This window comes from Haloechinothrix sp. LS1_15 (assembly GCF_033042135.1).
Classification (GTDB): Bacteria; Actinomycetota; Actinomycetes; order Mycobacteriales; family Pseudonocardiaceae; genus Haloechinothrix.
The window spans coordinates 152469-166876 of the sequence record NZ_WBXM01000003.1; the positions used below are offsets into that span (position 1 = coordinate 152469).

The window sequence follows — 14408 nt, forward strand, 5'->3', positions numbered from 1 at the left end:
CGAGAGGCGCATCTAGAGCGTTACGCCGCGTTCCCAGAACACCAGCACCCTGGTCAGCAGGGCGATCAGCCGGTCGAACGCGAACCCGAGCACGCCGAGCACGGCGACGACCGCGAGGACCCCGTCGGGCTCGAAGTTCGCCCTGGCGAGCATGAGCATGTAGCCGAGCCCCCGGCTCTCGCCGATCATCTCCGTCACCACGATCACGATCAGCATGATCGGGGCGGCGGCGCGCAGTCCGGTCAGCATCGCGGGCAGCGCCGCTGGCACGATAACGTCCCGCAACGTGCGGAACCAGCCGGCGCCGATGTTGCGCGCCAGCCACAGCTGGTCCTTGGTGACCGCCCGCGCGCCGACATAGGTGCCCAGCGCCATGGGGTAGAGGCATTCCAGCGCGACCAGCGTGACCTTCGGCGCCGCGCCGAGCCCGAACACCAGGATGAGGATGGGGTACAGCGCCAAGCGCGGGATCGGGTAGGTGGCACCGAGGATCGGCTGCAGCATCGCCTCGGCCCAGCGGCTCCGTGCCATGAGTATCCCGATCGCGCAGCCGACGACAATCGCGATGAGCAGGCCTGCGAACGCCAGCCCAAGGGTGATCCGGGCGTGGAACCACAGCGCACCGGTCTGGATGTCGAACACGACCCGGGTGCCGATCTCGCTCAGCGTCGGCATCAGCCGAGCGCCGCTGGTGACGGCGACGAACTCCCATACGGCCAGCAGCAGCGCGATGCCGAGCAGCCTGCGCAGGGTCGGGCCAGGGGATGCGTTTCGCAGCGCCGAGCTCGCTGTCGCGGTGAGATTAGCCACGGCCGGCCTCCAGTTCCTGTCCGATCGTGAGCTTGCCTGCGGCCCACCGGAACAGCGCGTCGGCGGTGCCGCCGAGCACGGCCACGGCGGCGAGCGCGGCCCACAACACGTCGTAGTCCCCGGTGGTGCGCGCGGCGAAGAGCTCACCACCCAGCCCGGCGTCGGTGCCGGTCCCGCTGCCGATCGCCTCGGTGGCGAACATGAAGATGAACGCCAGCGCGAGCGCCTGCCGGATCCCGGCGACGGTGCGGGGCAGTGCCGCGGGCAGCACCACCTGCAGGATGGTGCGCAGCTTGCCTGCCCCGGCGTTCATGGCGACCCACACCAGCGACTGGTCGACCGACCGGGTGGCCGCGTGGGCGTTCAGGTAGGCGGGGAAGAAGCACGCGGTGGCGATGACGATGATGCGTGCCGGGTCGCTGAACCCGAGCCAGATCGCGATGATCGGCAAGAAGGTGATCTTGGGGATGGGGTACACCAGGCTGACGGGACCGTCGAGCAGGTCACCGAACCTCCGGGAGACGCCGGACAGCAGCCCGAGCAGCACCCCGGAGGCGGTGCCGATCACGAAGCCCGCCACCAGCCGCTGCAGGCTGCTGGCTGCCAGCTCCACCAGCCTGCCGGACGCGGTGAGCTCGGCGGCCGAGGCGAGGATCGCGCTCGGGGTGAGGATGTACTCGGGCAGGCCGAGCGTCCTGCCGTACAGCTCCCAGACCGAAAACACGATCAGTACCGCGGCCAGTGCCACCGGCCAGCGCCGCTCGAGCATCCACTCGGCGAGCGAGGCCCGGCTGTCGCGATCGGCGGCCTCGGGCGCGGGCTGTGGTCGGGTGGCGGTGGTGCTCATGACGACCCCCCGCTCGGGTCGTTCATTGGCTTGTCCCTGGCGGTTTCCCGTTGGCCTGCCTGTTGCCGGATGAGCTCCCAGAAGTGGGCGTGGTACTCGGCCATCCGCGGGTCCTTCTTGGTCGCGGTTCCCCGCGGGCGGCCAAGCTCGATGTCGACGTCGGCGATGATGCGGCCGGGACGGGCACCCATCACCAGCACCCGATCGCCCAGGAAGACCGCCTCGTCGATGTCGTGGGTGATGAAGATGACGGTCAGACCGGACTCCTCCCAGATGCGGGTGAGCTCCTCCTGCATCAGTTCCCTTGTTTGCGCGTCCAGCGCTCCGAAGGGCTCGTCCATCAGCAGGATGTCGGGGGACAGGCCGAGCGTGCGGGCCAGTGCCGCGCGCTGCCGCATGCCACCCGACAGCTCGGCGGGATAGGAGCCCTCGAAACCGGACAGCCCCACGGTCGCCAGGAGCTCCCGCGCCCGAGCGCGGGCGTCGTCACGTTTCCAGCCGTCCACGAGAAACGGCCAGGCGACGTTGGATTCGACGGTCTTCCACGGGAAGAGCGTGGCCTGCTGGAACATCATGCCCCGGTCCCTGCCGGGTTCGGTGATCGGTGTGCCGTCGAGCAGCACAGCGCCCGAGGTGGCGTGCTCGAAGCCACCGATGATGTGCAGCAGGGTGCTCTTCCCGCAGCCGCTGGGGCCGAGGACGCTGAGGAACTGCCCGCGCGGCACGTCGAAGGAGACGTCCTGTAGCGCGTGCACTGTGGCGCGGTTGCGGGTGAACGCCTTGCCGAGGTCGGCGATCTGTAGCTGGGGTCGTTCCGCCGGTGGGTCCATGGTGGTAGCGCCTGTCGCGGTCTCGGTGGTCACGGGCGTGGCGTTGTCAACGGACAAGGGAGAATCCCTCCAGAATGAGCTCATCGGCCGGGATCGACTGGTTGGGGTTCAGGAAGCCGACCTCGACCATGTTGTCGATCACCTCGTCGAGGTTGGCAACGTCGATGGCGCCGCCCTCGGGGCGGGCGTAGTCCTCAGCGTCGATCATCACCTCGAGGTCGGGAACCCGGATCGCCTCGGCCTCGTGCATGGCGCGCAGCGCGCCCTCGCGGTCCGCCTCGTAGGCGTCGACCGCTGCCCGGTAGTCCTCGCGCCAGGCGCAGTAAGCCTCGGGGTTCTCGGCGATGAAGTCGATGCCGAAGAACACCTGGATCAGCTCCTGGTCGATACCGGGGCCGGTGCGTGAGTCGAAGACGACCTCGATGCCGCCGGTGCGCTCGGCGATCTCGTAGAACGGCTGCGGCAGGACGGCGACGTCGATGGTGCCGGAGCGCAGCGCCTCCTCCTGCTCGGCTGGCGGGATCGCGACCAGCTCCACGTCCTGGTCGGGGTTGAGGTCGGCGGCCGAGACCGCGCTGCGAGCCCAGTACGCGGTCGAGGTGACCGGGTCGAGAATGCCGATCCTCTTGCCCTCCAGATCGGCGAGGTCGTCGATGCCGCTACCCTGCAGCGCGGCGAAGGCGGTGGCGAACCCGTCACCCGCTTCCAGCGTGGTCGACGCGACGCTGCGCAGCGGCAGGTCCTGCGCGGCAGCGCGGGCCAGTTGCGGGACCGAGGCCGTACCAGCGTGGATCTCGTCCGCCTGGAAGGCGTCGAGCCGGTCGGCTGGCGGGTAGATGTCGGCGTCGATGGTGTACCAGCTGCCGTAGTGCTCGGCGCCCGCGAGTTCCGGGTCGGCGTACTGCAGCGAGGCGGGTTCCTGGTTGGCAGGTTGTGCGCCGAAGCGGATCTCCACGGGATCCGCTGGTGGCTCGCCGAGATCGATTTCCTCGCAGCTGGGAACGTCGTCGATCGCGGCGGCTTCGTCCACGCCGGTCTCGCAGGCGCTGAGCGCGAGCGCGCCCGCGGCCAGCGTGGCGAAGACGGCGCGGCGGCCCCGGGGTCCGCTTGATCGAGGCATATCGGGCTCCTGTCAGTTCTGGGCAACGGTTCCGCGCGGCACGGTCGGTGGCCGGTCGATCCGCAGGTGCGGACTCGAAACGTCTGGTCGCGAAACCACTCCTTGTGCTGTCGGGGTCCATCAAATATCTTTGCGCTATGAACTTTAGTACTAAGAGGCTTACCTCACATAGACCTCGAACGCAAGAGGTTGCCACGTCAGGCGATGCATCTGTTGCCCGCTATCTGTGATAACGCTCACGGTGCTTCCGAGGCGACGGGTGGGTGCGCCCGACGACAACTGCCCGAGCAGAGCACGAGCCCGAGAGAGGAACGAATGGCCAACGTGCAACGCCCCAACGTCCTGCTGATCATGACCGACGAGCAGCGCGCCGACCACGTGGGATTCGGCGGGCACGAGCTGGTCAGCACTCCGAACCTGGACGCGCTCGCCGGATCCGGCACGCGATTCGACCGGGCCTACGTGGCCAACCCGATCTGCATGCCCAACCGTTCGTCGATCCTCACCGGCCGCATGCCGTCGGCGCACGGCACGCGGGTCAACGGCATCTCGCTGGATGCCGACGCGATGACCTTCGCCAGGGTGCTGCGGGACAACGGCTACCGAACCGGCCTGGTCGGCAAGTCACACCTGCAGAACCTGGGCCACGGCAGCGAGCAGGTGGCGCACTGGCTGCCCAGGGCCAGCGGCGACGCGGTCACCCGGCCGCGACCGGAGAACTGGGATCGGTGGGAGAACGTCGAGGAGCACCGCGCCCGGTATGTCGCCGTACCGGAAGACTTCTACGGCTTCGAGCACGTCCGGCTCGTCGGGGGCAACTCCGCGAGTGCCGCGGGGCACTACTACCAGTGGCTGCTGCAGCAGGGTGTCGACCCGACACGGCTGCAGGGCAGAGCCAACGCCGAACGCGCCTACGGCTCCTGGGAGCAGGTCTGGCAGACCCCGATGCCGGAGGACCTCTACCCGACCAGCTACATCGCCGATGAGTGCGTCGAGTTCCTCGAGGGGCAGCGCGACCAGGAAAGCCCGTTCCTGCTGTGGTGCTCGTTCCCCGACCCGCACCATCCGTTCGCCCCGCCCCGACGGCTGTACGACATGTATTCGCCTGGCGACGTGCCAGTGCCGGAGTCCTTCCACGACCAGCACGAACGGTCGCTGCCGCACTACCAGGCCATGGTGGCGCAGCGGGGTGTGCCGCAGGGGGCGTTCACCGGGTGGGCTGCCACCGAGGAGCAGTACCGGGTCGCCGCCGCCGTGCAGTTCGGGATGATCACCATGATCGACGAGGCGATTGGGCGCATCATGGCCACGCTGGCCAGGCTGGGGCTCGACGAGTCGACGGTGGTGATCTTCACCAGCGATCACGGCGACATGTTCGGTGATCACGGACTGATGCTCAAGCACGCCATGCACTACGAGGCCTGCACCAGGGTGCCGCTGGTGGTGCGCGCACCCGGCTACCAGGCGGGTAGCAGTGACTCGCTGGTGAGCTCGCTGGACATCGCCAGCACGATCCTGGATCTCTGCGGTGTCGACAGCTATCGCGGCACGCAGGGTCATTCGCTGGAGCCGCTGCTGTCCGAGCCGACAAGGCGGCTGCGCGAGGCACTGCTCGTGGAGGAGGACGAGATCTTCGGCCTGCCGGGACTGCCGGGGCCGATCCGCATGCGCACGCTGCTGACCGGCCAGGCCCGGCTGACCACCTATGCCGGGCAGCAGGCAGGCGAGCTGTTCGACCTGGTGGACGACCCGCTGGAGATGACCAACCGGTGGGACGCCGACCGGTCCCGCACGTTGCGTTCGGATATGTCCGAGCTGCTCAACCAGACCATGATGTCCTATATGGATGAAGGAGTCGCCCCGACACACACGGCGTAACCGCCAGTTCCGTTTGACGTGAACACAGTGGACATCCATTGAGGAAGGTGACATGGACAACCCGAAGATCGGTATCGTCGGCGGCGGCATCGGCGGCCTGGCGGTCGCGATCGCGCTACGCGTGGCGGGCTACCCCGTCGAGGTCTACGAGCAGGCCGAGCGGTTCGCCAGGGTCGGCGCTGACGTGAACCTCACCCCGAATGCCGTGCGGGCGCTCGACGGCCTGGGGGTCGGTGAGCAGCTCCGTGAAACGGCTGCCCGGCCGAGCCACCGCATCAGCAGGATGTGGGACACCGGCAACGAGACCTCCCGGCTGGAGATGGGAGAAGCCGCCGAGCAGGCCTACGGCTCGCCCCAGCTCACCATGCACCGAGCCGACGTGCTCGCGGCGCTCGAAGCGGCGCTGCCAGCCGGTACCATCCGGTTCGGTAAACGACTGGTCGAGCTCGAACCCGACAACGCGACCGGATGCCCCCGGCTGCGGTTCACCGACGGCACCGAGTCCGAGGTCGACGCGGTCGTCGGCGCAGACGGCATCCACTCGGCGGTCCGTACGGCACTATTCGGGCCGGAGCACCCCACGTTCACCGGTGTGGTCGCCTACCGCGCCGTGATCGCCGCCGAGCGGGTGACGATGCCGAACTCCGGGGCGTTCACCAAATGGTGGGGACCCGATGCGGACACCCAGCTCGTCACCTTCCCGCTGAACAGGGGCAGGGACATGTTCGTGTTCGCCACCACGCCGCAGGCGGACTGGCATCACGAGTCGTGGACCATGCCGGGCAGCGTGATGGAGCTGCGAGAGGCGTATCGGGACTTCCACCCCGAAGCGCGGGCCGTGCTGGATGCCTGCGACGAGGTGCTCAAGTCGGCGCTGTACGTGCGCGACCCGCTGCCGCAGTGGTCCTCCGGCCCGGTCACACTGCTCGGCGACGCCTGCCACCCGATGATGCCGTTCATGGCACAGGGCGCGGGCATGGCCATCGAGGACGCCGTGGTGCTCGCCCGCGCGCTGCGCGAGGAAGGCTCCGGCGGGATCCGTGCCGCGTTCCGGCGCTACGAGGACGCCCGCAAGGGCCGCACCTGCCGCATCCAGATCTCCTCCCGCAGCAATACCTGGTTGAAGAAATCCACCGACGCCGGCTGGGTCTACGGCTACGACGCCTGGACGGTCCCGCTCGACGCCCCGGCCACCACCGGCAGCGCCGCATCCCGCTGACCCGCCCCATGGGGCCGGGGGTGAGCCGAAGGACTCCTTCGGTACATATTCAGTACCCGAGGAGTCCTTCGGCTCGGCCGACCACCTATGCCCGCAGCGAGGCCGCGACGAAGGACACGGCTTCAGCGTCCTGGTCGACGGAGCGCCACGGCGTCGTGGTGCGGCTGACGAGCTCGCCGAGTGCCAGCGCGCCTTCCTGGGGCATGGCCTGCCAGGGCGTCACGCCTGCCGCGGCGGCCAGCGAGTACTCGGCGGCCGCCAGCGCCGCCAGGTAGCCCCCGGAGCCGATGCCGAGCACGGCGGTGTCCCGCGCCGGGATGCCGCACCGGCGCCCGGTGTAATCCAACGCGCCCGCGATGTCGTCGCGCAGCCGCGACAGACTCTTCGTGGCCAGCGTGTCGACGGCCGCCTCGTGCGGCCCGCTCAGCACGCGACCGCCGATGTCGTGGTAGAAGATCGGTGCCAGCGCCAGGTGCCCGCGCCCCGCCAGCTGCCGCACGACACGCTCGGCCTCGTCGGTCAGCCCGCGGACATCGTGCAGCACGACGACGGCGGTGGCGGCCACGGACGGGGCGAACCGCACGAACAACGGTGCGGCCGGATCCACCACCCGGCGGCGCCGGTTCGCCGGACCGTGCGCGTGGTGATGCGCCTGTGCCCCCGTGGCGGCCGGTGCGGTGGCCGCCGCGGGGGATGTGCTGGGTGAGTGCATCGGGCAACCTCCTTGGCCTGGCCGGAGCCACGTCGAGCTCGTGCTAGTCCTCGGGGATGTGGACCGGGGGCACGAACGGCACCGGTGTGGGACCGAGCGCGGTCACATCGATCTCGAGCACGGACGGCCCACGGCGGGCGAGCGCGTCAGCCAGCGCCGCCGGGAACTTCCCCTCGGTGTTCACCAGCGTGTAGGGCAGGTCAACCGACCGTGCCAGCGTGCCGATGTCCGGGGTGAACAGGTCGACCCCACTACGGGTGCCGCTGTGGGCGTCTTGCATGTTGCGCAGCACGCCGTACCCGCCGTCGTTGAATACCAGCAGGACCAGCCACGGTCGTTCCTGCGCGAGTGTGGCCAGCTCGCCCACGTGCACCGCGAGACCGCCGTCTCCGACGATCACCGCGGTCGGCGATCCACTTCTACTCACCGCCGCCCCGATGCCGGTGGCCAGGCCCTGTCCGATGCCGCCGCCGAGCGGGAAGATGTTCGTCTCGGGGTGGTAGATCTCCAGCAGCCGGTTGCCCCACTGGCTGGACGGGATGGTGACATCGCGCGCGATGACAGCTTCCCGTGGCAGTTGAGCACGTAACTCGGTGCAGATCGCTTGGTACGGGCCGATCGCCGCGCAGAGCCGGGCACGCGCCGCGTGCCGCGTCGCGACTACCCGGTCCCGCCATCCGGGTTCGGTCGACGTTGCCCGCGAGGACAGTTCTGCCAGCAGCCCGTCCAGCACCGCGCCCGACTCGCCGTGCAACCGCAGCGTCGCAGGGTAGACCCGGCCGAGCGCGGCGGCGTCGATGTCCACCTGGATGTGCTGCTGCGGTAGCTGGAGTGCGTAGTGCTTGGTCTCGTTGGACCGGAAGTGGGTGCCGATCGACAGCAGCACGTCGGCCTCGGCGAGCAACGTGGAGCCCTCGGGGCTGCTGGCGAAGTTGCCGATCACCAGCTCGTGATCCTCTGGGATGGTGCCGCGGCCCGCGTTGCTGGTGACTACCCCGGCACCGGTGGCCTCCGCGAGCGCGCGGAGCCGGTCGCCGGCAGCGGCGGCCCCGCCACCCGCCCAGATCACCGGGCGCCGCGCCGTGGCCAGCAGCTCGGCGGCGCGCCGCACCGAGTCCGGACCGGGCTGGGGGAGTGGGAAGGCCGTGGCTGGCTGGGGAACCTGACCTGGCTGCTGCCGCGCGTACTGTAGGTCGATGGGCCACTCCACGCTGACCGGCCCCGCAGGCAGCGCCAGCGCCACGGCGATGGCCTCGCGCAGCACCTTCTCTGCCGCGCCCGCAGAGCTGACGGTGGCGGCGTACCGGGAGATCGCGGTGAGCATGTCGAGCTGGCCGGGCGTCTCGTGGATGACGCCCCGTCCCTGGCCGAGGAACTCGGCCTCGATCTGCCCGGTCACGTGCAGCACCGAGCTGCCCGCGGTCAGCGCCTCGACCATAGCCCCCGCCGCGTTGCCCGCTCCGGTTCCGGTGCTGGTGATGGCGACACCGAGCCCGCCGCCTGCGCGCGCGTAGCCGTCCGCGGCGTTCACCGCGGCGGCCTCGTGCCGTACCGGAACGAAGCGCAGCTGACCGGCCACGGCCTCCACCAGGGGTAGGTTGTGCACGCTGACGACACCGAAGGCGGTGTCGACCCCGTGTTCGCGCATGAGGTGGACGAGTAGCTCGCCGCCTCGGGGGTCCGCCATGGCTCGCGCTCCTTCCGTGTGACGTGTCGGGACCTACAGATAGCGGCTGATGCCGCCGCCGACGTCGATGGCGGTGCCGGTGATGTAGGAAGCCCTCGGCGACAGCAGCATCACCACTGCGTAGGCCACCTCCTCGGCGGCTCCGAGCCTGCCGAGCGGGATCCCGCGATCTCGTGCCAGCTCCGCCGTCCACTCCCGCCAGCTCAGCGAGCTGCCGGATCGCTCGTAGCGCCGCCGCCACTGCCCGGTGTCGATCAGCCCGAGACAGACCGAGTTCACCCGGATCCCGTCGGCGGCGTACTCGGCGGACAGCGTGCTGGACAGGTTCAGCAGCGCCGATCGCGCCGCCGAGGTCGCAGCCAGCGTCGTTTCGGGCTGTTTGGCGAGGATCGCGTTGATGTTGACCACGGCGGGGCAGTCGGAACACCGCAGCCACGGCAGCGCCGCCCGCACGGTGTGCAGCACGCTGAAGACTTTCAGGTGCAGCTCCTCGCGCCACTGCTCGTCGGTGGTGTCGCCGAGCGCTGCGAGCAGCGAGCGGCCAGCGTTGTTCACGACCCCGTCGATGCCGCCGAGTTCGCTTGCCGCGCCGTCGAGGAAGGCCGACACCGCCTCGCCGTCGGTGACATCGCAGGCCGCAGTGTAGGTACGGGCGCCGTCTGCACGTGGCAGCTCGGCCAGTGCCGCGGCCAGCCGCTGCTCGTCCCTGGCACACGCCGCGACGTGGGCGCCTTCGGCCAGTAGCGCGCCAGCGGTCGCCAGCCCGACGCCGGAACTGGCGCCGGTGACCACCACAGCGCGGCCGGTGAGTCCGAGATCCATGCTCGCTCCTAGCTGAAAACGAATCCGCCGTTGACGACCAGCGTCTGCCCGGTCATGTAGGAGGCCGACGCCGAGAGCAGGAAGAGCACCGCGCCAACGACGTCCTCGGCTCGCTGCGGCCGGGACAGCGCCCGGTTGCGCGCGTAGAGCTCGTGACGCTCGCGTGGCACGGCTTCGGTCGCCTCCACCTCGGTCAGCCCCGGGGCCACGGCATTGACGGTTATGCCGTCCGGGCCGGCGTCACGAGCCATGGCGCGGGTCAGCGCGATGACAGCGCCCTTGGAGGTGACGTAGTGCGCCAACCGGGCCGAGCCGTACAGCGCGGCATCGGAGGCCAGGTTGACGACCCGCCCCTGGCCGGTGGCGGCCAGCGCCGGGTACAGCGCGCTGGTGACCAGCCAGGCGCCCCTGGTGTTGACCGTCATGAGCCGGTCCCACTCCGCGACGTCAAGTTCGGCGAAGTGCTTGCCGCCGACACTGTCGGCCAGCGCGGCGTTGTTCACCACACCGTGCACCGGGCCGGTGGCCGCTGCCTGCGAGGCCAGGTGCTGCACCGATGCCGGATCGGCGATATCGGTGTCGATCCTGGTGACGGTCACGCCGTCGGCGGACAGCGCGTGTTCGGCCTCGGTCGCCCGCTCGGGATGGCGTTCGGCCATCACCACGGTTCCGCCCGCGGCACCGATACCGGCGGCGATGGCGTAGCCGAGGCCACGGCCTGCACCGGTGACGACGATGCGGAGGCCGTCCAGCGTGGTCGGGGGTGCCGGGGTGGCATGTGGGGCCATCAGCTGCTCCCCGCCGGGTCGCCCGCGTCCACCGTGGCGAGGAACCCGGACACGGTGGCGTTGAACTGTGCGGGGCGCTCCTGGTTGGCGGCGTGGCCCCCGCCGATCACCCGGAGCCGCGCGCCGGGGATGCGGCTGGCGAGCTCCTCGCTCTCGGTCACGCCGGTCACCCCGTCCTGCTCACCCACCACGACCATCGTGGGGACGGTGATACGCGCGAGGTCGACGGTGTGGTCGGTCTCGGCCATGGAGCGCACCGCAGCGTCATAACCCACCTGCCGGAGCTCGCTCATGATCGACACGACCTGGTCCACGGTGGCAGCCTCGGCGTCGGGCGCGGTCAGCCGCGGGCCGCGCTGCCGGGCGAACTCCGCCGAACCGAGCGAGCGCAGCTGGTCCGCGCGGCGCAGCATCCGCTGTGCCGATTCGTGTGAGCTCGCTGAGCCTCGGGTGGAGTCGGCCAGCACCAGCGAACGCACTCGGCCGGGGTGGCGCAATGCCGTCCGGGTGGCGATCACCCCGCCCCAGGACACGCCCACCAGGTGGGCGGTGTCGATGATCAGTTCGTCGAGGAGCTCGACCAGTAGGTCGGCGTAGCCGGTCAGCGTGCCGGGCACGTCGTCGGTGGAGCCCCCGTAACCGGGAGCGTCCCAGGCATAGGCGCGGTGGCTGGTGGCCAGCGCAGGTAGCTGCCGCTCGAACGAGGCGCTCGAACCCCCGATGCCGTGCAGCAGTACCACCGCCGTGCCCTCGCTGCCGGCCGTGCGGAGCTGGATCCCGCGGATCGTGTGCCGCGCGGTGATCGTGCTCATCGGAATACCCCTTTCGGGTTGACCAGACCGTCGATCGCCGACAGCACCGCGTACGGCACGACCCGGCTGCTGGTCGGCGTCCGGAAAGACGGCTGGTTGGTGATGTCGAACCGGTAGTGCCCCGCCGCGCCCTCGGCGGTGATGACGTGCGAGGTTCGCTCCGCTGCCGGGTCGGCCACGACGGCCGCTTCCACGACATCCCAGTCGCGCACGGCCAACGCGACCGAGGCGGCGACGTTGGCCGAGGCGGGAAACGCCTCGGTGACGGTGCGCGCGGGCCCGCGCATCACCTCGACGGGCGCTGCGGCGTGGCGCAATCGCCGCGCCTGATCGTCGTCCATCCACGGCTGGATCAGGCTGCCCGCGCGCTTGGTGGTGACGATCTCCACGTGGTGCAGCGGCCCCATGGCCGCTGCGGCGGCCAGCAGGTCCAGTCCGCCGATCGCGCCGGTGGACAGGTGGACCGCGCCTGGGCCCGCGCCGAGCAACCGCTCGAACAGCTGCTGGTCGGCCAGCGCGCCGACGGAGACGATCAGCAGGTCGCAGCCGGCGTCCAGGATCCGGGGGCCGAGCGTGGCCAGCGCCTGCTGGCCCGCGCACTCGACCACCAAGTCAGCCGTGTCGAGCATCTCGTCGAAGGGCATCGCGTGCAGCCCGTCTGGGGGATTCGGATCCTTGTGGCTGATCCCGGCCAGCTCCGCCCTGGGCACGGCGCCCTCGCGCAGCTTCGCGGCCACCACCGCACCGATTGAGCCTGCCCCGATCACGCCGATTCTCATCCCTGCCACCACGCCGTGTAGCCCGGGTCGGGAACCCCCGCCATGTGCGCGCGCACGTCCTTCGACGGCGGGCCCGCAGTGCCCCACAGGTCGGACAGCTCGGGGGTGCGTCGCCACACCCGGCACAACCAGGCGTCCTCGACGACCTGCTCCACTTCGGATGTGTACTCGCACACCAGACCGCCGGGGTCGGCGAAGTAGCTGAAGGTGTTGTTGCCGGGCCCGTGCCGTCCCGGCCCCCACAGCGGTGTGATGCCGTGGTGCCGGAGCCTGCCGATTCCGCGCATGAAGTGGTCGATGGAGGGCATCTCGTAGGCGACGTGGTTCACCGAGGGGAACGGCGCCTGGTTGAACGCGATGACGTGGTGATCGGCGTTGCAACGCAGGAACGCCATCTGGTGCTCGGACCAGTCGGAGACGCGCATGCCGAGCACGCGGGTGTAGAACTCGCAGGTGTTGTCGATGTCGGCGGTGTTGAGCACCACGTGCGCCAGCTTGCGTGGCACGGCGGGGTGGCCGTCCGGGTCGTCGGGGACGACTGCTTCGACGTTGGCGGTGAGCTCGATCAGCCTTCCCTCTGGGTCGCCGAAGCGCAAGCCGTAACCGCCGCCGACCTGGTCGAGCTTGCCAGGTTCGGTGACAAGCGCGACGCCGTGCGCGTCGAGCCTGCGCGCCGCCTCGTCGATCTCGGCGGGGGTGGCCACCGAGAAGACGACCTTGCCGAGCGCGTTCTGTTCCGCCTGCTGCAGCTGCAGCACGTGGTGCTCCTGGCCGGTGCCGCGCAACCAGACGGCTCCCCAATCACGCTCGACGGGCCTCAGGCCCCAGACCTCGTTGTAGAACCCGGCGGAGTCGTCGCAACGAGTGGTGCGCAGCGTGACCGAGCGCAGCGATCGCAGCCGGGCGATGGGGGGTGGGTGTTCGGGCATGGCATGCCTCCTTGGGGTCGAGCGGATTCGGCGCCCGCTTCGGGGCCGTCGGGACGGGCTTTGGGTCCGGCTGGCGGCCGGTCCTTCCTCAGCGCGTCGCCCCGGCAGCGGCACCTGCCGAGGGGCGGCCGCTGCCGCGCTTGTCCGTGAGCGCTTCGGCCTGGCGGGTGGCTTCGGCCTTGAGCTTGCGACGCATTCTGACCAGGGCGATGTCGTGCTGGTAGAGGTTCTCGCGCTGCCAGGCATCGGACGGCAGGGCTTCGGCCATGGCGCGGTCCTGTTCGAGGACCTCCCAGTGGCGGGCTTCCAGGCGGTGCTTGAACAGGAAGCGCCAGCTGTCCCGCTCCCAGCCGGACACCTCGCGGCAACGCCAGAAGAAACCGGCGTGCTGGCTCTCGTTGATCGCGGTAAGGGTGGCCACGATCGTGAACGGGCCACCGGGCCCCGCGCTGGCTGGGTAGGGGATGTCCAGCGTGACCGAGGCCAGGCCGGTGTCCGACCACTCGACCCAGTCGAAGTTGACGTCGCGCTGGTCGGTCTTCTCGAAGACGAACCCGGTGTCGGTGTCGCGGATCTGGAACTCGGCTTCCCGCTTGCCGCCGTACATGGTGTGGCTGTTGCGATGCAGGAAGGCGCCGTGCATGGGGTCGAGCAGGTTGTCGAGCGAGTAGAGGTAGGAGCAGTCCCACTCTACGTAGCAGAGGAAGTGTTCCCACTCGCCTCCCGCGATGGGGGCCGGTAGCCGCAGTGGCGGGGCCTCGCCGGTCTCGTCCACACCGAACCAGGCGAACACCGCGCCCGCGTGCTCGGCTGCCGGGAAGGTGCGCAGCGCCGCACGGCCTTCCAGCGAGCAGCCGGGGCTACCCGGTACGGACACGACCACGCCCTCGCCGTCGACCTGCACGCCGTGGTAGTTGCACGCCAGCCGGTCGCCCATGTGCACACCTTGCGACAGCCGCGCACCGCGGTGCGGGCAACGGTCTTCCTGCACGTGCACGGCACCGGAGGCGTCGCGCCACAGCACGAGCTGCTCCCCGGCGCGCTCCAGGCGGATGAGCTCGCCGGTGCGGACCCGCGTCGACGGGCACAGCGCGTACCAGTGGTCCCGTAGCCCGAGCTCGACCAGGTCGTCGGCAGTGAACCGGGGGGATCGGCGGGATGTGGATGCCATCGGA

14 protein-coding genes are annotated in these 14408 nt (G+C 70.1%); 2 read left to right on the forward strand and 12 right to left on the reverse strand.

The features are described 5' to 3' along the window. Positions 1–12 precede the first annotated feature (12 nt). Genes F8178_RS05890 through F8178_RS05905 form a run of 4 tightly spaced genes read right to left on the reverse strand, consistent with a single transcriptional unit; the run spans position 13 to position 3607 of the window. A complete protein-coding gene (locus F8178_RS05890; protein WP_317493637.1) occupies positions 13–810 on the reverse strand; it encodes an ABC transporter permease in 798 nt (265 codons plus the stop codon). Beyond that, on the reverse strand, positions 803–1657 hold the full coding sequence (locus tag F8178_RS05895; protein ID WP_317493638.1) for an ABC transporter permease: 855 nt from the start codon (positions 1655–1657) through the stop codon (positions 803–805). Before F8178_RS05895 ends, F8178_RS05890 begins: the two co-directional genes overlap by 8 nt. Beyond that, the gene (locus tag F8178_RS05900) at positions 1654–2544 is read right to left on the reverse strand and encodes an ABC transporter ATP-binding protein (protein ID WP_317493639.1); all 891 of its coding nucleotides are present in this window, start codon (positions 2542–2544) and stop codon (positions 1654–1656) included. The genes F8178_RS05895 and F8178_RS05900 overlap by 4 nt, the downstream gene beginning before the upstream one ends. Beyond that, complete coding sequence (locus F8178_RS05905) at positions 2534–3607, reverse strand: ABC transporter substrate-binding protein (RefSeq protein ID WP_317493640.1); 1074 nt, start codon at positions 3605–3607, stop codon at positions 2534–2536. Before F8178_RS05905 ends, F8178_RS05900 begins: the two co-directional genes overlap by 11 nt. Positions 3608–3922: 315 nt before the next feature. Here F8178_RS05905 and F8178_RS05910 point away from each other — a divergent pair, with 315 nt between their 5' ends. Together F8178_RS05910 and F8178_RS05915 are read left to right on the forward strand one after the other, a co-directional pair. Beyond that, positions 3923–5485, forward strand: coding sequence for a sulfatase-like hydrolase/transferase (locus F8178_RS05910; protein WP_317493641.1), 1563 nt, complete (start codon positions 3923–3925; stop codon positions 5483–5485). A 52-nt stretch (positions 5486–5537) separates the two neighbouring features. Further along, a complete protein-coding gene (locus F8178_RS05915; protein ID WP_317493642.1) occupies positions 5538–6704 on the forward strand; it encodes an FAD-dependent monooxygenase in 1167 nt (388 codons plus the stop codon). 85 nt (positions 6705–6789) lie between these two features. Here F8178_RS05915 and F8178_RS05920 read toward each other — a convergent pair whose 3' ends face one another. The 8 genes from F8178_RS05920 to F8178_RS05955 form a co-directional block, all read right to left on the reverse strand. Next, complete coding sequence (locus F8178_RS05920; RefSeq protein ID WP_317493643.1) at positions 6790–7416, reverse strand: dienelactone hydrolase family protein; 627 nt, start codon at positions 7414–7416, stop codon at positions 6790–6792. Between the two features lie 43 nt (positions 7417–7459). Next, on the reverse strand, positions 7460–9103 hold the full coding sequence (locus F8178_RS05925) for a thiamine pyrophosphate-binding protein (RefSeq protein ID WP_317493644.1): 1644 nt from the start codon (positions 9101–9103) through the stop codon (positions 7460–7462). 33 nt (positions 9104–9136) lie between these two features. Continuing rightward, positions 9137–9925, reverse strand: coding sequence for an SDR family oxidoreductase (locus tag F8178_RS05930; RefSeq protein WP_317493645.1), 789 nt, complete (start codon positions 9923–9925; stop codon positions 9137–9139). 8 nt (positions 9926–9933) lie between these two features. Next, complete coding sequence (locus tag F8178_RS05935; RefSeq protein ID WP_317493646.1) at positions 9934–10713, reverse strand: SDR family oxidoreductase; 780 nt, start codon at positions 10711–10713, stop codon at positions 9934–9936. Continuing rightward, positions 10713–11525 (reverse strand): alpha/beta hydrolase, encoded by an 813-nt coding sequence (locus F8178_RS05940; RefSeq protein WP_317493647.1) that lies wholly within the window; start codon positions 11523–11525, stop codon positions 10713–10715. The genes F8178_RS05935 and F8178_RS05940 overlap by 1 nt, the downstream gene beginning before the upstream one ends. Continuing rightward, entirely contained in the window at positions 11522–12304 is a 783-nt protein-coding gene (locus F8178_RS05945) for an aspartate dehydrogenase domain-containing protein (RefSeq protein ID WP_317493648.1), read from the reverse strand. The genes F8178_RS05940 and F8178_RS05945 overlap by 4 nt, the downstream gene beginning before the upstream one ends. Further along, a complete protein-coding gene (locus F8178_RS05950; RefSeq protein ID WP_317493649.1) occupies positions 12301–13233 on the reverse strand; it encodes a VOC family protein in 933 nt (310 codons plus the stop codon). The genes F8178_RS05945 and F8178_RS05950 overlap by 4 nt, the downstream gene beginning before the upstream one ends. An 88-nt stretch (positions 13234–13321) precedes the next feature. Continuing rightward, complete coding sequence (locus tag F8178_RS05955; RefSeq protein WP_317493650.1) at positions 13322–14404, reverse strand: aromatic ring-hydroxylating dioxygenase subunit alpha; 1083 nt, start codon at positions 14402–14404, stop codon at positions 13322–13324. Between the last annotated feature and the right edge of the window lie 4 nt (positions 14405–14408).